Here is an 18,398-nt window from a genome sequence, read left to right as displayed (position 1 = left end):
GATACCGGGACGAGAACGGCAGGTCCAAGTCCAGGCACGTGCGGTCGCTGGGCTACCTCGACGAGCTGGAGAAGCTCTACGACGACCCGATCGTCCACTTCAAGGCCGAGGTGGAGGCCGAGAACGGGGCCGCGCGGGCGGAAGTGGCGCCCATGACGGTGACGCTGCGCCCGCTCAGGAAGATCGACAAGCGCCGGGAGAGCCGCGTCGAGATGGGGGCGGCGGTGCCGAGCGCCTACTTCCACCGCGACCTGGGGATATGGGACTTCTTCGAGAGGAGGAGGACGGCGCGCGGCTTCGCCTTCGACCCGTGCAGGATACTCGAGCTGCTCGTGTGGGACAGGGTGGCCCACCCCTCCTCGAAGTCGGCGGCGTGGGAGGCAGGGGACGCGTTCCCGAGGAGGTGCGCCTTCACGCTCGACGACGTCTACCGCAGCCTCGACTACCTCGCCGAGAGGGCCGACGCGCTGGTCAGGCACATGAACGCCTCGATCGAGGCCGCCCGCGGCCCCAGGGACCGCACGCGGCTGTACTACGACGTCACGAACTACTGGTTCGAGATCGACGGCGAGGACGAAGAGGGGCTGCGCAAGAGGGGCGTGTCTAAGGAGCACCGCCCCGAGGCGATCGTGCAGATGGGGCTCTTGCTCGACGCGGGCGGCGTCCCGCTCGGCTACGAGCTGTTCCCCGGCAACGCCGACGACATGTCGACCATGCTCCCCATGATGGGGAAGGCGGGCCTTCGCGACGCGTCCGACCCGGACGGGGGGCGCGTGGTCGTGGTGGCCGACAAGGGGCCCGACACCTCCAGCAACATCGCCGCCTGCACGCTCGACGGGAACGGGTTCGTGTTCAGCCAGTCCGTGCGCAGGGCGACCAGGGGGCTCAGGGCCTGGGTGCTCGACGACGAGGGCTACAAGGAGAGCGGATCCGGGCGCTTCAAGGTCAAGAGCAGGATCGCCGACAAGGCCGTCTACGTGACGGGCGAGGACGGAAAGAGGAGGCGGGTCATGGTGCCCGTCAAGGAGGTCGCCTTCTGGAGCCGCGACTTCTTTGAGAGGAGCCGCCGCGAGCGCGCCAAGGTGGTCGAGAGGTCGAGGGCCGCCATCGAGCGCGGCGACTGCTCCGGCGCCGCCTCCCGCAGCTCGGTCAAATACGCCAAGGACGTGCCCGTGGTGAGGGCGACCGGGGAGAAGGCCGACCACAACTGGGTTCTCGACGAGAGGAGGACAGCGGCCGACGCGGCCATGGACGGCTACTACTGCATCGTGACCTCCGAGCAGGAGTGGGCAGAGAAGGAGATCATCGAGGCCTACCGGGGGCTGGCGAGGATAGAGGACTCGTTCCGCGTGCTCAAGGGCACGATGGATGCGCGTCCCGTCTACGTGTGGACCGAGCCGCACATCCGGGCGCACTTCCTCGTCTGCTACGTCGCGCTCACGATCATGCGCCTCATGCAGGCCGACGTGGAGCGCATGACGGGAACCCGGCCCTCGGCCGAAGCGGTCGCCGAGGCGCTCTCCAACATGACCGGCCACCGCCTGGACGCCAACGTCTACCACTTCGACTACCGCACCGACCTCACCGACGCTCTCTGCGGCGCGGTCGGGATCGACCTGTCCCGCGAGGCCATGACGAAGTCCCAGATGAACAAGGTGATGTCGGTTGTGAAGAAGCCGCGTAACTAGGCTGTTGCACTACAGGGAGTGTCACTGGAAAAGATGCCGTTTGCCCAGTTCATACAGGGCAAACGGCCTCCCCCTACTGCCAAAGTCAGGTTGTACCAAGGTGACGGGCGCCCTCCGGTCGTGCTCGGTTTCCCACCCATCGTGCTAGGTTTTTTGGCCGATATTGTCTCGCATGCGGACTCAAGTCAGCACGCGAGGCAGTTTTGGCGAGAAAACCTCGCACGACGGGAGGGGAGCCTCGCACGACCGGATCGGGTGGCGTCCGCCGTCACGCCTTCGGCCCCCTGTGCCTGCACGACCAACTCTGGGGCTTGGGTTGCCCCAGGATGGCCGCAGGCCCCGCCCAAAACGGGACGGGACCTGCGAGAGGGCACGAGGATGATCCTAGCGGACGGGTTCCACCACCGTCCGGGCGAGCAGGTCGTCTGCGGTGTCGGCATCGAAGCGTCCCGTCTCGGGGGAGAGGCAGTTGGCCGTTGCCCTGCTCATGGCATAGCGCAGGCGCTCCGGGGCAGGGAGCCCACGCTCCATGGCCACGGCATAGGCGCCGACGAGCGTGTCGCCCGAGCCAACGGGATTCAGCACCGTGATGGAGGGCGACGACCCACGGAACGCCCCCTCGTCGGTGACGAGGACGGCCCCGTCTGCGCCAAGGGAGACGATGACGTCGCGGATGCCCTCGCCGTGCAGGCGCCGTGCCGCATCGACGACCTCGGGGATCGACGCGATGCGATGGCCGACCAACTGGGAGATCTCGTCGACGTTGGGCTTGATGACGGTGGGCTTGGTGGCTGCACGCACGGCGCGCTCCAGGGATGCGCCCGAGCTGTCCAGGATCACGGGCACGCCCTCGGCGCGCACGGTGGACACGAGCTCTGCCCAGGCGGTCTTGGGAAGGCCCGCGGGGACGCTGCCGCTCATGGTGACCACGCCGGCACGCCCCGCCTCCTCACGGACGAGCATGACGAGCTGCCTAAACTCCTCGCCGGTCACGGAGGCGCCAGGCTCGAGGAACTCCGTCGAGCGCCCCTGGCCCTCGAGCACGTTTATGCACGAGCGGGTCTCGCTCCCCACGCGCACGAAGCGCTGGGGAATGCCATCCCGCCCCAGGAGGTCCAGGAGCAGGCTCCCGTTGTGGCCGCCGACGAATCCCGTCGCCAGTACGGTCGCCCCGCACGAGGCGACGGCGCGCGAGGCGTTGAGCCCCTTGCCACCAGCGCTGTTCGAGCAGCGGGCGACGCGCATCACGGTGCCCGCCTCCAGGGCACCGTCGAGCTGGTAGGCCTTGTCGATGGAGGTGTTGAGGGTAACGGTGAGTATCATGGTCGTGCCCTAGTCGTGGTACTCGCCGCGGTCCCACTTCTCGAGGAACTCGTCAAAGAAGCGGGGGTCGGACTGGTTGGGGTCGGCGTGCTCGACGGCATCGATCTTGGCGACGAGCGCATCGGACTGTGGCGTGGGCTCGTACTCTGCCTCGAGGAAGGCGTTGGCGATGTCGTTGATGAGAAACTCCCCGGTGATGCGCCCACCAAAGCCGCAGACGTTGGCGCCCAGGTGCCTGCGGGCGAAGAGTGCGGAGGTCATGTCGCGCACGAGGGCGCAGCGCGCGCCGGGCACCTTGTTGACGGCCTCGCTGATGCCGATGCCCGTTCCGCACAGCACGATGCCCGCGTCCGCCTTCCCGGAGGCGACGAGCTCGCCCACCCTCTTGCCATAGATGGGGTAGTGCGTGCGCGTGGTGTCGTACGTGCCACAGTCGATGACCTGATAGCCGTGCGCCTTGAGTGAGTCGGACAGGTGCATCTTGGTGTCCGTGACGATGTGGTCACAACCGATGGCGACGATCTTTGTAGCCATGGTGCTCCCTTCTCTGGGGGATGCCCCCAGCTGCTGGTGATGGGATGGTTTCGAGCGTGGCGCTATGCCATCTTGTCGAGCATGTCCACGCGGATCTGGTGACGGCCGCCGTCATAGTCGGCCGCGAGGAACTCGCGGGCGATGCTCTTGGCAAGCCCCGGTCCCACGATCTGGGCGCCAAGGCAGATGACCTTGGCATTGTTGTGCTGGCGGGTCATGTAGGCGGAGCGCTCGTCGGAGATCTCGGCGCATATCATGCCCTTGACCTTGCTGGCGGCCATGTAGCTTCCCGCACCATAGCCATCGACCACGATGCCCCTGCTCGCGGGGTCGTCGAGGACGGCGTGGGCAACCTTCAGTGCGGCGTCCACGCAATCCGCCTGCTCGCCTTCGTCGGCCACCTCGTGGCCCTGCTCCTCGAGGTATGCCGCAATGTCGTCCTTGAGGGCGGAGCCCTCGGGGTCTGAGGCCAGTACGACTCTCATCGTGCCTTCCCTTCTCTGTCTTTGCTGTCAGATGCTCGTTCGCGCACGTCCGGGATGCGCGGTGGGGAGTTGTGCGAGGGCGGCTATCCCGTCACGACCTTGGTGTACTGGGAGAGGTCGGCCTCCTGCTCGGGGGTGATGAGTCGGTCGGTCATGAGGGCGTCCACGTTGACAAGGTCGTAGAACCCATAGAAGTCCCGTCGGTCCAGCTTGCTGGAGTCGGCCAGGAGATAGCGGAGGTTGGCGCGGTCGAGTGCGATGCGCTGCAGCCTGCCCTCCTGGGTGTTGGAGGTGGAGGCGGTGTGGTCGAAGATGCCGTTGAGCCCGATGAAGGCGGCGTCGATTCCCAGATGAGAGAGCACGTCCTCGGCGATGGCGCCAACGAAGGCGCCGGTGCTGGGCCGGTAGGTGCCGCCGATGCAGCAGAGGTCGATGCCCTCACGGTTGCAGAGCGCATCGACGACGGGCAGGCTGTTGGTGATCACCCTGAGGCGGATGAGGGGCAGCAGCCGGGCGAGCAGCTCCACGGTCGTGCCCGTACCAAGGAAGATGGTGCCGCCCTCATCTATGTAGGCGAGCGCCGCACTCGCCACCTGCGCCTTCTCATGCTCGTGTGCGCTCATCTTCTCATGGTGGGCGAACTCGCGCGGGATCGCCGTCCCCCGTGCGCCCAGGACGCTGCGTGCCCCTCCATGGACGCGCACGATCCGTCCCATGTGGGCAAGGTCGGCGAGGTCGCGTCGGACCGTCATCTCCGAGACCGCAAGCGCGCTGGCGAGCTCCACCGTGGTGATGGTGTTGCGCTTGTCCACCAGCTTGCAGATGGTTTCGCGTCTCTCGGTCTTGAGCATGGCGTCCTCCTCTGTTTGCGCGAACGATACCGATGGTTACGCGTGCGCGCAAGGTCTGGGAGGGAGCGTGTGGCCCAGACGTGGGGCGACTGTCAGTCGAGTGAACAGTTGGCTGCTTCTGACAACGCGGATCCTGTTCGAACCGACCATGCAAACGAACAGGGCGCGCTGCCGTCCGGGGACCATCTCCCGTGTCCGTGACACCTGGAAAATGGGGTGGGGCCCTGGCGCCTCACCCCGCGCACCCGCGACCCTGTCGCCCCAGCCTGCGTGCGCATGCGCGGGGTTTCCCGCCCTCGTGGAATGATGGTGACGGCCCTGTTGCCCCTCCGAACGGGGCGGCTCCCTTCGTGCCCGTTCCCGTGGGCGGCGCTGTGCGTTTGGGCCTTTCGTTCGATCAGCGCAGCACATGGCCCCACCATGTGCTCTCGCGCGCGAGGATGTTCGCAGCAAACAGAAAACCGCATATCACCGCACGCTACCTGTGGCTTACCACCACATCCGTGGCCTAGTCGGGGATCAGCGGAAGGCCCCTACCGGGAGGGGACGACCGTCTCACATAGCAGGAGTTGAACGCACGAGAGAGGAGTTCGTATGGACAAGGAGCAAGTTGCCAACATCGGGTTCGAGATCGTTGCCTACTCAGGTGATGCACGGACCAAGCTGCTCTTGGCGCTCAAGGATGCCAAGGCGGGAAAGTTTGACGAGGTGGACGCTCTCGTCGAGGAGGCGAAGGGCCTGCTCAACGACGCGCACAAGTCGCAGTTTGACCTGCTGAGCCGCGAGGCCAAGGGGGAGAGCGCGGAGCTGGGCTTCATCATGGTCCACGCCCAGGACCACCTCATGACCACGATGCTCCTGGCAGACATCATCAACACGCTTCTGGACATCTATCGCACCCGCTAGCACAGCTCTGGGGCGGACATGCGCCGCGTGTCCGCCCCCCACTCACCGTCACAGGAAAGGATTGTCATGGAACGCCTGATCGCGCTCATTGAGAGGGGCAAGCCCTTCTTTGACGCCGTCGCACGTAACAAGTACCTCAAGGCCATTCGCGACGGCTTCATCTCGGTCATGCCAATCATCATCTTCTCGTCGCTCTTCCTGCTGATAGCCAACATCCCCATCATCTTTGGCTACCAGTGGCCCCAGGAGGTCAACGACTTCCTCATGAAGCCGTACAACTACTCCATGGGCATCGTGGGCCTGCTCGTCGCGGCAACCACGGCCAAGCACTTCACCGACGGCCTCAACCGCGAGATGCCCAAGACCAACCAGATCAACTCGGTCTCCACGATGCTCGCGTCCGTCGTGGGCTTTGCCATCCTGGCGTCGGGCGACATCGTGCAGCAGCTGGCGGACGGCACGTCCCTCACGGGTCTCGACACCTCCTATCTGGGTTCGAAGGGACTGCTCACGGCCTTTTTGACCGCGTTTGTGGTGGGTGGCATCTACAAGGTGCTCATCAAGAACAACGTGACGCTCAAGATGCCCGAGCAGGTGCCGCCCAACATCGCCCAGACGTTCAAGGACATCATCCCGTTCGCTGCCACCACGATCGTGTTCTGGCTGTTCGACCACCTCTTCCATGGGGTGTTCGGCTTCTGCTTCGCCGAGGGCGTCATTCGTGCCTTCCAGCCGCTCTTCTCGGCCGCCGACACCTATGCCGGCCTGGCGGTCATCTACGGCGCCATCGGCCTCTTCTGGTTCGTGGGCGTGCACGGCCCCTCCATCGTGGAGCCGGCCATCGGCGCCATCGCGTTCTACAACGTGGCCAACAATCTCACGCTCGTCCAGGCGGGGCAGCATGCCTCCAGCGTCATCACGCCTGGCACGCAGTACTTCGTGGTCACCATGGGCGGCACGGGCGCCACGCTCATGATCACGCTCATGATCGCCTTCATGGCACGTTCCCAGCAGCTCAAGGCCATCGGCCGCGCCTCCGCGGTGCCCGTGCTCTTTGGTGTCAACGAGCCCATACTCTTTGGCGCGCCGTTCGTGCTCAACCCCGTGTTCTTCCTTCCGTTCGTGCTGGCGCCCGTCTTCAACGTGTGGGTCTTCAAGGTCTTCGTGGACGTCCTGGGCATGAACAGCTTCACCTACGTGCTTCCCTGGGTGACCCCTGCGCCTCTGGGCATCTTCCTGGGATGCGCCATGCAGCCACTCTCGCTGCTCTACGTCGCGGTGGCCCTTGGCGTCGACTTCGTGGTGTACTACCCGTTCTTCCGCGTGTATGACCGCCAGCTGCTCGACCAGGAGGACGCCGACGAGGCGGCGCTCGAGGCGGCACGTGGGGAGGCGCCGGCAGCCGAGGGCGCAACGCCCGCTCCCGCACGCGAGGAGGCGGCTCCCGCCCCCGCGCCTTCCCCCGCGCCCACCGCTTCTCCCGCACCCGCCGCTCCCGCGGCTGCGGGCGCATCCCTCGACGGCAAGCGCGTGCTGGTGCTCTGCGCCGGTGGCGGCACGTCGGGCCTGCTGGCCAACGCGCTTGCCAAGGCGGCCGAGGAGCATGGCGTGGACCTTGAGGCGGCCGCCGGTGCCTATGGCGCGCACCTGGACATCATGGGTGACTACGACCTCGTGATCCTGGCGCCGCAGGTTGCCTCCTACCTGCCCGACCTCGAGAAGGACGCCGCGCGCATGGGCGTCGCCACGGCGGCCTGTGGGGGCAAGGAGTACATCGACCTCACGCGCGATGGCGAGAAGTCACTGCGCTTCGTCGCCGACGCCCTCAAGGGAGGCGAGTGACATGACGCAGGAGGACGCACGCTTTCCCAAGGACTTCGTGTTTGGCGCGGCGACGGCGGCCTACCAGTGCGAGGGCGAGACGCGCACGCACGGCAAGGGCAAGGTTGCCTGGGACGACTACCTGGACGAGAAGGGCCTGTTCTCCGCCGACCCGGCGAGTGACTTCTACCACCGCTATCCGGAGGACCTGCGGCTCTGCCAGGAGTATGGCATCAACGGCATCCGCGTCTCCATCGCATGGTCGCGCATCTTCCCCAACGGGGACGATCCCGTGCCCAACTCCGAGGGCGTGGCATTCTACCATCGGCTCTTCGCGGAATGTCGCTCCCGGGGCGTGGAGCCGTACGTGACGCTCCACCACTTTGACTCGCCGGATGCGCTCTACCGTGAGGGGGACTTCCTCAACCAACATGCCATCGATGCCTTCGAGCGCTACGCGCGCTTCTGCTTCGCGGAGTATCCCGAGGTGACGCACTGGTTCACGTTCAACGAGATCTGGGCCGTCGTGTCCAACATGTACATCGAGGGCACCTGGCCGCGTGGCCAGCGCTATCGGCTCGACCTGGCCTTCCAGGCCATGCACAACATGATGGTCGCCCATGCTCGTGCCGTGCTCGCCTTCGAGGAGCTGGGCCATCCCGGGTCCATCGGCGTCGTCCATGCCCTCTCGACCAAGTACCCGGATGACCCCGCAGCAGCGGGCGATGTCGAGGCGGCCCGTATCGACGACGTGCTCAACAACCAGTTCCTGCTGGAGGCCACGTTTGACGGAAGGTACTCCGAGGAGACGCTGGACTGTGCCAACAGGCTCGCCGCCCTTGCGGGCGGGCGGCTGGAGTTTCTGCCCGAGGACCTCGAGCAGCTCGCTGCCGCGGCGCCGCACAACGACTGCCTGGGCATCAACTACTACCAGAGCAACTTCCTCAAGGCATACGACGGTCCCAACGACTGCCACCACAACTCCACCGGCGAGAAGGGCACGGAGCGCCATGCGCTCCAGGGCATCGGCGAGTACGTGGCACGCCCCGAGATCCCGCGCACCGACTGGGACTGGATGATCTATCCCCAGGGACTCTACGATCTGGTGATGCGCATCTGTCGTCAGTGGCCCCACTACAAGGAGCTCTACGTCACCGAGAACGGCATGGCCTCCAAGGACCGGCTGGAGGAGGGGGCGGTGCACGACGAGGAGCGCATCCACTACATCCGCGAGCACCTGCGCTGGGCGCTCAAGGCCATCGCCGAGGGCGCACACCTGCGGGGCTACTTCGTGTGGTCGCTCATGGACGTCTTCAGCTGGAACAATGGCTACAACAAGCGCTATGGCCTCTTCTACGTGGACTTTGACACGCAGGAGCGCATTCCCAAGGACTCCGCGCGCTGGTACGCCAAGGTGGCCCAGGAGCGCTTCCTGGATACGTAGGCACGTAGACGCATCGCAGGGGGGCGGCGCCGCCGGGCCTTGGGGCCGGTGGCGCCGCTCTGTGGGCAAGACGCCTTCGGGTACCGACGTCCCCTGTGACCGTCGGGTATGCAGCGACGGGGTCCGCCCGTCCGTGCGCTTTGTATGCACGCCCTGTTTGCCGCACGAACCGCGCGTGCCGTCACTGGCTGGTACCAGCGCGTGCGTCGTTCCCGAGCCATGGCACGCTGGCCTCACGCGTTTGGCCCACGAACAGCATCGGTGCAGGTCTGTGGGTGTGCCATGTCGTACGAGCATGGGTCGTGTGGACATGGACGGACCGTTTGTGGAGGGGTTCGCACGTCCGTTCGAGGTGTGAGGACGCCATCCGGCAGCGCTCACGGCGCAGGGGGCAGGAGTGATGGGCATGGGAAGTGCATTTGGCGAGCTCTTCCTGCGTGACGCGGTCTACGTGATCGACGCGCAGAGCCAGGAAGAGGTGTTCGACCAGCTGGGTGAACGGCTGATGGCCGCCGGACTCGTGAGGGAGGGGTACCTCTCCCATGTCAAGAGGCGCGAGGCGACCTATCCCACCGGGCTGAGCATGGCCCCTGTCGACCCGCGCTTTCCCAACATCGCCGTGCCGCACACCGAGACGGAGTACTCGACGTGCACCTGCCTTGTACCCGTGAAGCTGGTCAACCCCGTCACCTGGCACGACATGATCGATGTGGACAGGACCTTCGAGGTGGGCTTCCTCTTTGCCATTCTCAACGTGGACAAGAGCAGCGAGGCGGGTCTGCTCGCCGTGGTCATGGACTTCATCAACAGCAACGACCCAGACGAGCTGGTCGACTTCTTTGCCCTGGACGACCCCGGTCGCATCTACGACTTCCTCGTGTCGCATTCCGTCTAGTTGGATCGAGGTGCCCGCCTGGGCTGGGCCCACGCGCGGGCGCTGCGCTCTGTCGGCAAACGACCCGCATGGGCGGGTCTTGGAGGGGCACGTCCCCAGATAGGAGCATGGAAATGATCAAGATCCTTGCGGCGTGCGGAGCTGGTGTCAACTCGAGCCACCAGATCAAGAACGCCCTGGAGAAGGAGCTCAAGGCACGCGGCTACGAGGTGAGCTGCGACGCGGTGATGATCAAGGACATCACGGAGGAGATGCTCGCGCACTACGACATCTTCGCACAGATCGCCAAGACCAAGTTTGCCTTCACCCCCCAGATTCCCGTCATCGACTGCGGTCCCATCCTGTATCGCGTGCCCGCCATGGCAAAGCCCGTGTACGACAGGATCGAGCAGACCATCAAGGAGCGGGGCCTCAAGTAGGTTCGCGTCCCCTCGCGTCAGAAAGGAGTGTTTCGTGGATCAGATCATCGGCTTTGCCAACGCGGTCTTCACGCCCATCATCAACATGGGCGCCGCGCCGATGATGGTCATCATCCTCACCGTCATCGCCTGCTGCTTCAAGGTCAAGTTCTCCGAGGCTCTCATGGGCGGCCTCAAACTGGGCATCGCCATCACGGGTATCAGCGCCGTCATCGGCCTTCTGACGACGGCCTTCTCGGATGCCATGACCAAGTTCGTGGCCTCCACGGGCATCCAGCTCACCATCACCGACCTTGGCTGGGCGCCTCTGGCCACCATCACCTGGGGCTCTCCCTACACCCTGTTCTTCCTGCTCATCATGGTACTCGTCGACATCGTCATGATCGTGCTGGACAGGACCAACACGATCGACGTGGACGTGTTCGACATCTGGCATCTGGCCTTCGTGGGCCTGGCGTGCATGTACTTCGGTGCGCCGCTGTGGGTGGCCACGTTGCTCGTGGTGTTCATCGGCATCCTCAAGATCATGAACTCCGACGTCATGCGCCCCACGTTCAACGACCTCATCGACGCGCCGGGCAACCCCATGACCACCACGCACATGAACTACATGATGAATCCCATCATCATGGTCTTCAACAAGTTCTTCGATCGCTTCCTGCCGGGCCTTGACAAGTATGACTTTGACGCCGCCAAGCTCAACGAGAGGGTGGGCTTCTGGGGATCCAAGTTCTCCATTGGCATCTACCTGGGCATCTTTGTGGGCCTGCTCGCGCACGAGGACATCAAGAGCATCTGTACGCTGGCGTTTACCGCTGCCGTCTGCCTGGAGCTGTTCTCGCTCATCGGCACATGGTTCATCGAGGCCATTGAGCCACTCTCCCAGGGCATCTCGAACTTTGCCAACGAACGGCTCCAGGGCCGCGCGTTCAACGTGGGCCTCGACTGGCCGTTCCTCGCGGGCCGAGCGGAGATCTGGGCCGCAGCCAACGTGCTCGCGCCCATCATGCTCCTTGAGTCACTGGTGTTGCCGGGCAATGGTCTGCTGCCCCTAGGCGGCATCATCGCCATGGGCCTCACGCCCGCCCTGCTCGTGGTCACACGCGGAAAGATGCTGCGCATGATCATCATCGGCACCATCGTGCTTCCCGTGTTCCTCTGGGCGGGCACGCTCGTCGCGCCCTTTGTCACGCAGATGGCCCTGCAGGTAGGGGCGTTCCCCAGTGGCCTTACCGCGGGGCAGCTCATCTCCGATACCACCATGGAGGGGCCGGTGGAGAAGTTCTTGGCGTTCCTGCTGGGCAATGGCTGCACCAACCTGCAGTACTTGCTGTTCTTCGTGCTCGCCCTCGCGGCGTACTTCCTGCTCTTCATGTGGTACCGCCGCGAGATGCAGAGGCGCAACGCCGAGGACTACGTGAAGGCGGGCATCTGCATGCCCGACCGCCTGGTGACGGGCTCGTTTGCCGCGGCTGCGGGTGACTCCGACACCGGTACCGAGGCTTCGCCCGAGTAGCCGGCGAGGTGTGGAGAGGCACGGTATGCGAGGAGACGCGCCCCTGTCCGGGCGCGTCTCCTCCGTCGAGGGGAGATTGCCATGAATGTCGCCCCAGTCACCGATCCCAGCTTCGCGCGCTATGGCGGGGTGTGGGATGACATACCCTATGAGGTGCGCGACCAGATGGTCGCGGCGCTCAGGGAGAGCGTGCCGCTTCCCAAGGAGGGCACCGCGTACGTGGCGGACGTTCCCGCTCTGCACGGGGTTCCTGCGGCGCACGACCTGGAGCTCCTCTTCTTTGCGGGGCTGCCCACGGAGCTGGGGTGCGTCTGTGGGCACAACACCAAGCTGAACAGCCTGGAATACCACCGCTCGAGCGAGTTCAACCTGCCGACGGACGATGTGGTGCTGCTCCTTGCCAAGCGGGAGGAGCTGGATGGCGACTTCTGCCTGGACACGTCCCTCGTACGGGCCTTCCTGGTCCCTGCCGGAACGCTCATCGAGGTGTATGCGGACACCCTGCACTACACGCCCTGTCACGCTCATGCCGACCGGGGCTTCAGGATGCTGGTGGCGCTGCCCGAGGGAACCAATGGGCCACGTCCCGCTGATGCGCCACGCTATGGCGACGCTGCGCTGCTCTGGGGCGCCAACAAGTGGGTGATCACACACGAGAGCACAAGGAAGGCGCGGCAGGGCGCCCATGTGGGGCTCATGGGCGAGAACATCGACGTGAGCGAGGCGCTGGCGGACGTTCGGTAGGCTTCGCTGGGTCAGGTCCGCCAGCCGTGATGGGGGGGCGGCTGAGCGGACGGGGCCGCCGATCGCCACGCATAAGGATCCGTCGATCGCCACGTGTGGGTGCTGTGGGTGCGATCCTCCACCCGTGTGGGTGCGAATCGATTCATGTGGGTGTCAATCTCCCGGCTTGGCCTCTCGTGACCTGCGGTTTTGTCGACCCTCTCCGGGAGAAAAGCACCCACACGCAGCAAAAGGCACCCACATGGATGAGAATCGCACCCACAGAAAGGCACCCACACGGCACAGCGGGCACCGTGGTGCCCGCCGCTGGTCCGTGCGTGTCGTTCGTGGCCTACGCCTTGCCCGTGGACCCCAGGTTGTCCATGTGGCTCTCGACGACGGCCTGGATCTCGTCCATGCCGGGGATCGACGGCTTCTTGGGGTCGAAGCACGACGGGTTCTCCGCCATGTGTCCCATGAAGCCGCGCATGAAGGCCTGGCGCAGCTCGGTGGCATAGTTCACCTTGCAGATGCCGTTCTGGATGGCCTCGGCCACCTGGTCGTCCGGGACGCCCGAGGTGCCGTGCAGCACGAGCGGCACGTCAACCCTCCTGCGGATCTCCTTGAGGACGCCCTGCTCGATGTGAGGGGTGCCCGTGTAGACGCCGTGGGCGGTGCCCACGCCCACGGCCAGCGACGTGCACCGCGTGCGCGCCACGAACTCGACGGCCTCGTCCGGATCGGTGTAGGGGCTCTCGCCCTCCACGGCCGGGCCGTCATCCTCCTTGCCGCCCACCTTGCCCAGCTCCGCCTCGACGGGCAGGCCGATGGGGGCTGCGACCTTGGTGACGGAGGCGGTGAGGTCGATGTTGTCCTCGAAGGGGACGTGGCTGCCGTCGATCATGACGGAGGTGTAGCCGGCGCGCATGGCCTGGACGCAGCGGTCGAAGCCGTCGCCATGGTCGAGGTGCAGCGCCACGGGCACGGAGGCGTCCTCGGCCGCAACGCGGGCCATGGCCACAAAGTAGTCGAGGCTCGCGTACCTCACCGTGCCCGGCGTGGTCTGCATGATGACCGGCGACCTCCTCTCCTCGGCGGCCCTGATGACGGCCATCACGAACTCGAGATTCTCCACGTTGAACGCGCCGACGGCGTAGTGGCCCTCCTGTGCCCGCTCGAGCATGTCCTTGGTGGTGACAAACATGTGGTGCTCCCTTCTGCTGGGGTCGTAACGTGGCCCCAGCGTAAGCAGGGGGCGAGAGACTTGTCTTTTAGAAAAGGCATAAAACAGGCAGGTATAAGGTATGAAGAGACAGAATTCCCCTTACACGTGCTTTTCTCACCTCCAATTGGGGAGGACAGGATCATCTCGAAACGCAAAAGGAAAGGAACTGCATTGCCGTATACTTGCGAGAAAGAAAGATAAAAGCAACACAATTCCAATGGCACGGGGCATCGGGCACAGGTCGGAGGACGTCGGAAGGACGGATATGGCAGTCACGCACCTTGGGGCGCTGGAGCGGCAGAGGGCGATCCTGGAGCTTCTGGAACGTGAGTCTGCCGTGCGCGTCGACCAGCTTGCCCAGGCGTTTGGCGTGTCGCGCGTGACGGCGCGGGCGGATCTCGATGCCCTGGCGCGCGACGGCAAGCTGCGGCGCACGCATGGCGGCGCCGCGTCGCTCTCGCGCAGGCTCACGGTCTCGGTGCAGGACCGTCGCGTGAACGTGAACGCCAAGGCGAAGCAGGTCATAGCGGCGCGCGCCGCCCAGCTCGTGGGGGACGGGGACACGCTCCTGGTGGACTCGGGTACCTCGACCCTCGAGCTGGTACGCGCCCTCTCGCTGCGCGAGGGGCTCACGGTGGTGACGGCGGACCTCACCATCGCCGAGCACATCGATCGCGCCATGCCCAGCTGCGACGTGGTGATGCTGGGCGGGATGCTGCGCAAGGCGCACCGCTACACCACCGGCCCCCTCGCCATGGCGGCGCTGGCCGAGTTACACGCGGACAAGGTCTTCGTGTGCCCGAGCAGCTTCGTGCCGGGGCGTGGCCTCATGACCGACTACCAGGCGATGGCGGAGCTGAAGCGCGCGATGCTCGGGGCGGCCGACAGGCGGTACTGCCTCATGGACGCCAGCAAGGTCGGGGCGAGCGGCCTCATCCGCTTCGCGGGGCTTGTGGACTTCGATGCCGTCGTCATGGACGTGGATCCCGAGGGCGTGGTTGCGGCAGCGTTGAAAGGGTCGGGTACGCGCCTGATGTTGGAGTAGGCATCAGACATGTGGATTCGCCTCTAGGCCCCATTGACCACCCTGAGACGCTGAGTCTCCTCGATCTCGGAGATCGTCTCGATGCGCGCCTGGTGGCACCCGCCCTCGTATGTGGCGCCCAGCCAGGCGTCGACGATGTCCCTTGCGATCTCCATGCCGGTCGCGCGCGCCGAGGGCTACGACGTCAGTGTCGCTGTGCTGGCGGCTGAGGCGGGCGGGGTAGGGCCCCGAGCGCACCACGGCACGGATGCCCTCACCTTGTTGGCCGCGAGGCTGATACCCACGTCGGTGCCGCAGATGAGCGCGCCGCCGTCCGCCCCGCCCGGGGCAACCATCCGTGCCACCCTAGCCGCCTATGGGGTAGTTGAAGCGCTCCGCAGAGGCGTGCTGTGATGAGTTGCGCCCCTGCGCCATGCCGGCGGAGGATCGCTTGGAGGCGCCTGCGGGAAATGCGGCGGCCTGCGGGGACGCCTGTGGCCCCGAAGGGGAAGGAGCGCGTCGGCGTGTCCGCGTGCAGGCCGGCCGTGTCAGCTAGAATGGGTGGCCCAACGCAAGGTCGCAAAGCCGGCCGGACGGAGGGCGCCCTCAGTCGGCCGTGCGACAGCGGCCACACCACAGACGAGAGGCGCCGGCATCTTGCAGCGTCGACAACATGTGAGGAGAAAGCCATGCTCAGGAACAGCAACATCACCCGTCGTCAGGCGCTTGCCACGTTTGGCTCCATCACCGCTGGCCTCGCGCTCGCCGCCTGTGGAACCAGCCAGACGCAGTCCACCGACGCCACCGCCACGAGCTCCGCCGCCAGCGAGGACGTGACCGTCCGCGTGGCGTCGCTCAAGGGTCCCACCACCATCGGCCTGGTCTCGATGATGGACGCCACCTCCGGCGTCCCCACCGAGGACACCCCCACCGAGCCCGCCGAGGGCTCGACCGGCATCACGTACTCCTACACCATCTCCGGCGCCGCCGACCAGGTCCTGCCGCTGGTAATCCAAGGCGAGACGGACATCGCCCTCGTGCCCTCCAACGTGGCCTCCGTCCTCTACAACAAGACCCAGGGCGGCGTGCGCGTGATCGACGTCAACACGCTGGGCGTGCTTTCCGTTGTCACCGGCGATGCCACGGTCGGGCAGTTCGAGGACGTCGCCGGCCACACCGTCTACCTCTCCGGCCAGGGCGCAAGCCCCGAGTACACGCTCAACTACCTGCTCGGCCAGGCCGGCATCAAGGACCAGGTGACCGTCGAGTTCAAGAGCGAGCACAGCGAGTGCGCCGCGGCCATCCAGGCAGACCCCACCGCCGTCGCCATCCTGCCCGAGCCCTTCACCACGGCCACGCTGGCCAAGGACCCCTCGCTCTCCGCGCCCGTGAGCCTCACCGACGTCTGGGACCGCTACGCCGGCGGCTCGGGCAGCCAGTTCGTGATGGGCGTGACCATCGCCCGCTCCGAGTTTGTGGACGCGCACCCCGCGGCCGTTGCCGATTTCCTCTCGCGTCACGCAGAGTCCGTCGCTGCCGTGAACGGCGACCCTGCCGCCGCGGCGCCGCTCGTGGTGAAGGCCGGCATCGTGGCCAGCGAGGCCATCGCCGAGAAGGCCATCCCCAAGTGCAACATCGTGTGCGCCACGGGGGAGGAGATGCGCTCCGCACTCTCCGGCTACCTGCAGGTTCTCTACGATGCCGACGCCTCCTCGGTGGGTGGTGCCCTCCCCGGCGACGACTTCTACTACGTGAGCTAGCCCAACGTAGGCGTGGCAGGCGAGAGCAGCAATGCACCCATGACCCCGCACGGCGTGCTGCGCCGCGCGGGTGCCGTGGCGTTCTGGCTCGTGGTGTGGCAGCTGGCGAGCATGGCCGTGGGTTCCGAGCTGCTGCTTGCCGGCCCCATGGCAGTTCTCGTGCGGCTGGTGGAGCTCATGTCCACGGCGGGCTTCTGGTCCACCGTGGGCTTCTCGCTGGCGAGGATAGCCGCAGGCTTTGCCGTGGCGTTTGTGCTGGGCCTGGTGCTCGGCCTTCTCGCACACCGTTGGCGCACCCTAGCCGAACTTCTCGCCCCGGCGGTGAGCTTTCTCAAGAGCGTGCCCATCGTCTGCGTGATCGTGCTGCTGCTCATGTGGGTGGGTTCGGTGAGGGTATCGGCCATTGCCGTCTTTCTCGCCGTGTTCCCGGCAATCTATTTCAGCGTGCTTGAGGGGCGCAGCGCGGCCGACCCCGGCCTGGGCGAGCTTCTGCGCGTGATGGGCGTGCCTGGCTGGCGGCGCTTCCTGGCAGACACGTGGCAGCAGCTCCTCCCATACCTTGTGGCAACGTGCAGGAACGCCTGTGGCATGGCCTGGAAGGCCGGCGTTGCCGCCGAGCTTATCGGCAGCCCGCGCGGCTCCATGGGTGAGCGCATCTACCAGGCAAAGCTCCTGCTTGAGACAGGCGACCTCTTTGCGTGGACCATCGTGGTGGTGGCGCTCTCGTGGGCGTGCGAGAGGGCCTTCCTCGCGTGGCTTCGCTCCACGGGTTGTTGGGCGCTTGGCGCCAGCGTGCCACGAGCTGCGGGCGAGCGGCGCAGGGTCGCGGCACCTGTGCCAGCGGGGATTGCTCTTGAGGGCGTGACCTTGGGCTACGGCGATGTCGCTGTTGCTACCTGCGATTTGGTGCTGGCGCCGGGGTCGCGCGCGGTGCTCGCCGACCCGTCCGGGGCAGGGAAGACCACGCTGATACGAACCGCGTGCGGGCTTCTTGCCCCGCTTGCTGGACGGGTCTTGGCACCGGACTGGGGCGGGCTCTCCGTGCAGTTCCAGGATTCCCGGCTGGTAGAGGCTATGACTGCCGAGCAAAACGTCCTGCTCTGCTCGGCGGGGGCGCTCTCTGGGGGCGAGGCGCATGCGCTTCTGGCGGAGCTTCTCCCCGAGGATGCGCTGGGCAGGCCTGTTGCGGAGCTTTCCGGTGGGCAGCGCAGGCGGGTAGAGCTGGTACGGGCGCTCGCGCATCCCGGCGCGGCCGTCGTGCTGGACGAGCCCTTCTCCTCACTCGATGCTGTCTCGCATGAGGCCGCGGCTGCCTTCGTCACGCGCCACCTCGGCGGGCGCACGCTGCTCGTGGCCTCGCATGTGTCCGGTGACGTGGAGCTACTCCATGCGGCTCCAGTGCGGCTTGGCCCTGCGCGGCGCGAGGAATGGCCGAGACCGTCCTCGGCAGAATGACCCTTTGGGAGGGCCTCGTGCCGGGTGGGGCCTCCTTCGAGTCCGCAGCGCGCCGCTCGCCACGGAGATGACGTTCATGTGTCGCTTGTGGTAGGAGAACGCTCGGCATGCTTGGGGCCGTGCCCAACTCCGTGGCCGTGTCCACTGTCGATAAGGTCGTGGTGCAGGTTGCCCGCTGGCACATCGGTGCCACTGCCGACGATGCCGTCGTAGCCGCGATGAAGGATATCGCCGTCGCCAGTGCGGCGGGGAAGCTGTCTGCCTGGATGTGGTGACATCCCCGGCAATCGGCCTTCGGTCGGTGATCCGTACGCCCATGTCCCGTGGTG

19 protein-coding genes are annotated in these 18,398 nt (G+C 66.0%); 12 read left to right on the top strand and 7 right to left on the bottom strand.

What is annotated here, in order from left to right:
* Positions 1-1,688, top strand: a 1,688-nt coding sequence (locus HMPREF1316_RS08160; RefSeq protein ID WP_021726475.1) for an IS1634 family transposase, incomplete at its 5' end; no start/stop codon positions are given.
* Positions 1,689-2,072: 384 nt separating this feature from the next.
* Here the strand turns inward: HMPREF1316_RS08160 and HMPREF1316_RS08155 are convergent.
* The 4 genes from HMPREF1316_RS08155 to HMPREF1316_RS08140 form a co-directional block, all read right to left on the bottom strand.
* Positions 2,073-3,011: a 1-phosphofructokinase family hexose kinase gene (locus HMPREF1316_RS08155; RefSeq protein WP_021726496.1), complete on the bottom strand. Its 939-nt coding sequence runs from the start codon at positions 3,009-3,011 to the stop codon at positions 2,073-2,075.
* Positions 3,012-3,020: 9 nt separating this feature from the next.
* A complete protein-coding gene (gene lacB, locus HMPREF1316_RS08150) occupies positions 3,021-3,545 on the bottom strand; it encodes a galactose-6-phosphate isomerase subunit LacB (RefSeq protein WP_021726493.1) in 525 nt (174 codons plus the stop codon).
* A 62-nt stretch (positions 3,546-3,607) separates the two neighbouring features.
* Positions 3,608-4,030, bottom strand: a complete 423-nt coding sequence (lacA, locus tag HMPREF1316_RS08145) for a galactose-6-phosphate isomerase subunit LacA (RefSeq protein ID WP_021726481.1) — start codon at positions 4,028-4,030, stop codon at positions 3,608-3,610.
* An 83-nt stretch (positions 4,031-4,113) separates the two neighbouring features.
* The gene (locus HMPREF1316_RS08140) at positions 4,114-4,881 is read right to left on the bottom strand and encodes a DeoR/GlpR family DNA-binding transcription regulator (protein ID WP_021726489.1); all 768 of its coding nucleotides are present in this window, start codon (positions 4,879-4,881) and stop codon (positions 4,114-4,116) included.
* 594 nt (positions 4,882-5,475) lie between these two features.
* On the opposite strand from HMPREF1316_RS08140, the gene HMPREF1316_RS08135 reads away from it, so the two are divergent.
* The 7 genes from HMPREF1316_RS08135 to HMPREF1316_RS08105 all read left to right on the top strand — a co-directional run bounded on the left by HMPREF1316_RS08135 (position 5,476) and on the right by HMPREF1316_RS08105 (position 12,626).
* Entirely contained in the window at positions 5,476-5,787 is a 312-nt protein-coding gene (locus tag HMPREF1316_RS08135; protein WP_021726508.1) for a PTS lactose/cellobiose transporter subunit IIA, read from the top strand.
* A 66-nt stretch (positions 5,788-5,853) separates the two neighbouring features.
* Positions 5,854-7,629 (top strand): lactose/cellobiose PTS transporter subunit IIB, encoded by a 1,776-nt coding sequence (locus HMPREF1316_RS08130; protein WP_021726476.1) that lies wholly within the window; start codon positions 5,854-5,856, stop codon positions 7,627-7,629.
* Position 7,630: 1 nt separating this feature from the next.
* Entirely contained in the window at positions 7,631-9,052 is a 1,422-nt protein-coding gene (lacG, locus tag HMPREF1316_RS08125; RefSeq protein ID WP_021726488.1) for a 6-phospho-beta-galactosidase, read from the top strand.
* A gap of 406 nt (positions 9,053-9,458) precedes the next feature.
* Entirely contained in the window at positions 9,459-9,947 is a 489-nt protein-coding gene (locus tag HMPREF1316_RS08120) for a PTS sugar transporter subunit IIA (protein ID WP_036576379.1), read from the top strand.
* 107 nt (positions 9,948-10,054) lie between these two features.
* Positions 10,055-10,366: a PTS sugar transporter subunit IIB gene (locus tag HMPREF1316_RS08115; protein ID WP_232204484.1), complete on the top strand. Its 312-nt coding sequence runs from the start codon at positions 10,055-10,057 to the stop codon at positions 10,364-10,366.
* Between the two features lie 34 nt (positions 10,367-10,400).
* Positions 10,401-11,882 (top strand): PTS galactitol transporter subunit IIC, encoded by a 1,482-nt coding sequence (locus HMPREF1316_RS08110; protein WP_021726509.1) that lies wholly within the window; start codon positions 10,401-10,403, stop codon positions 11,880-11,882.
* 81 nt (positions 11,883-11,963) lie between these two features.
* On the top strand, positions 11,964-12,626 hold the full coding sequence (locus tag HMPREF1316_RS08105) for a DUF4867 family protein (RefSeq protein ID WP_021726514.1): 663 nt from the start codon (positions 11,964-11,966) through the stop codon (positions 12,624-12,626).
* 331 nt (positions 12,627-12,957) lie between these two features.
* On the opposite strand, the gene HMPREF1316_RS08100 is transcribed toward HMPREF1316_RS08105, so the two are convergent.
* Positions 12,958-13,809 carry a class II fructose-bisphosphate aldolase gene (locus HMPREF1316_RS08100; protein WP_021726491.1) on the bottom strand — a complete coding sequence of 284 codons (852 nt, stop codon included), beginning with the start codon at positions 13,807-13,809 and terminating at the stop codon, positions 12,958-12,960.
* A gap of 286 nt (positions 13,810-14,095) precedes the next feature.
* Between HMPREF1316_RS08100 and HMPREF1316_RS08095 the strand changes: the two genes are divergently transcribed.
* Positions 14,096-14,875 carry a DeoR/GlpR family DNA-binding transcription regulator gene (locus HMPREF1316_RS08095; protein ID WP_040651907.1) on the top strand — a complete coding sequence of 260 codons (780 nt, stop codon included), beginning with the start codon at positions 14,096-14,098 and terminating at the stop codon, positions 14,873-14,875.
* 23 nt (positions 14,876-14,898) lie between these two features.
* Here the strand turns inward: HMPREF1316_RS08095 and HMPREF1316_RS14910 are convergent, their stop codons facing one another.
* Positions 14,899-15,030 carry a ribose-5-phosphate isomerase B family protein gene (locus HMPREF1316_RS14910; protein ID WP_021726490.1) on the bottom strand — a complete coding sequence of 44 codons (132 nt, stop codon included), beginning with the start codon at positions 15,028-15,030 and terminating at the stop codon, positions 14,899-14,901.
* Between the two features lie 21 nt (positions 15,031-15,051).
* Positions 15,052-15,210 (bottom strand): hypothetical protein, encoded by a 159-nt coding sequence (locus HMPREF1316_RS14905; RefSeq protein ID WP_269594518.1) that lies wholly within the window; start codon positions 15,208-15,210, stop codon positions 15,052-15,054.
* A gap of 333 nt (positions 15,211-15,543) precedes the next feature.
* Here HMPREF1316_RS14905 and HMPREF1316_RS08085 point away from each other — a divergent pair, with 333 nt between their 5' ends.
* From HMPREF1316_RS08085 to HMPREF1316_RS14105, 3 genes are all read left to right on the top strand, one after another.
* On the top strand, positions 15,544-16,614 hold the full coding sequence (locus HMPREF1316_RS08085) for an ABC transporter substrate-binding protein (RefSeq protein ID WP_021726504.1): 1,071 nt from the start codon (positions 15,544-15,546) through the stop codon (positions 16,612-16,614).
* Between the two features lie 12 nt (positions 16,615-16,626).
* Complete coding sequence (locus HMPREF1316_RS13310; protein ID WP_198009629.1) at positions 16,627-18,069, top strand: ATP-binding cassette domain-containing protein; 1,443 nt, start codon at positions 16,627-16,629, stop codon at positions 18,067-18,069.
* A 107-nt stretch (positions 18,070-18,176) separates the two neighbouring features.
* Complete coding sequence (locus HMPREF1316_RS14105) at positions 18,177-18,344, top strand: hypothetical protein (protein WP_021726497.1); 168 nt, start codon at positions 18,177-18,179, stop codon at positions 18,342-18,344.
* Positions 18,345-18,398 lie beyond the last annotated feature (54 nt).

The organism is Olsenella profusa F0195 (assembly GCF_000468755.1).
GTDB classification, from domain to species: Bacteria; Actinomycetota; Coriobacteriia; order Coriobacteriales; family Atopobiaceae; genus Olsenella_F; species Olsenella_F profusa.
This window is presented reverse-complemented; position numbering and strand designations above follow the sequence as displayed.

What these genes read in the sequence shown, in the direction of transcription:
- HMPREF1316_RS08155 (WP_021726496.1), bottom strand. Translation starts at nt 3,011, where the DNA reads ATGATACTCACCGTTACCCTCAACACCTCCATCGACAAGGCCTACCAG.
- lacB (WP_021726493.1), bottom strand. Translation starts at nt 3,545, where the DNA reads ATGGCTACAAAGATCGTCGCCATCGGTTGTGACCACATCGTCACGGAC.
- lacA (WP_021726481.1), bottom strand. Translation starts at nt 4,030, where the DNA reads ATGAGAGTCGTACTGGCCTCAGACCCCGAGGGCTCCGCCCTCAAGGAC.
- HMPREF1316_RS08140 (WP_021726489.1), bottom strand. Translation starts at nt 4,881, where the DNA reads ATGCTCAAGACCGAGAGACGCGAAACCATCTGCAAGCTGGTGGACAAG.
- HMPREF1316_RS08135 (WP_021726508.1), top strand. Translation starts at nt 5,476, where the DNA reads ATGGACAAGGAGCAAGTTGCCAACATCGGGTTCGAGATCGTTGCCTAC.
- HMPREF1316_RS08130 (WP_021726476.1), top strand. Translation starts at nt 5,854, where the DNA reads ATGGAACGCCTGATCGCGCTCATTGAGAGGGGCAAGCCCTTCTTTGAC.
- lacG (WP_021726488.1), top strand. Translation starts at nt 7,631, where the DNA reads ATGACGCAGGAGGACGCACGCTTTCCCAAGGACTTCGTGTTTGGCGCG.
- HMPREF1316_RS08120 (WP_036576379.1), top strand. Translation starts at nt 9,459, where the DNA reads ATGGGAAGTGCATTTGGCGAGCTCTTCCTGCGTGACGCGGTCTACGTG.
- HMPREF1316_RS08115 (WP_232204484.1), top strand. Translation starts at nt 10,055, where the DNA reads ATGGAAATGATCAAGATCCTTGCGGCGTGCGGAGCTGGTGTCAACTCG.
- HMPREF1316_RS08105 (WP_021726514.1), top strand. Translation starts at nt 11,964, where the DNA reads ATGAATGTCGCCCCAGTCACCGATCCCAGCTTCGCGCGCTATGGCGGG.
- HMPREF1316_RS08100 (WP_021726491.1), bottom strand. Translation starts at nt 13,809, where the DNA reads ATGTTTGTCACCACCAAGGACATGCTCGAGCGGGCACAGGAGGGCCAC.
- HMPREF1316_RS08095 (WP_040651907.1), top strand. Translation starts at nt 14,096, where the DNA reads ATGGCAGTCACGCACCTTGGGGCGCTGGAGCGGCAGAGGGCGATCCTG.
- HMPREF1316_RS14910 (WP_021726490.1), bottom strand. Translation starts at nt 15,030, where the DNA reads ATGGAGATCGCAAGGGACATCGTCGACGCCTGGCTGGGCGCCACATAC.
- HMPREF1316_RS14905 (WP_269594518.1), bottom strand. Translation starts at nt 15,210, where the DNA reads ATGGTTGCCCCGGGCGGGGCGGACGGCGGCGCGCTCATCTGCGGCACC.
- HMPREF1316_RS08085 (WP_021726504.1), top strand. Translation starts at nt 15,544, where the DNA reads ATGCTCAGGAACAGCAACATCACCCGTCGTCAGGCGCTTGCCACGTTT.
- HMPREF1316_RS14105 (WP_021726497.1), top strand. Translation starts at nt 18,177, where the DNA reads ATGCTTGGGGCCGTGCCCAACTCCGTGGCCGTGTCCACTGTCGATAAG.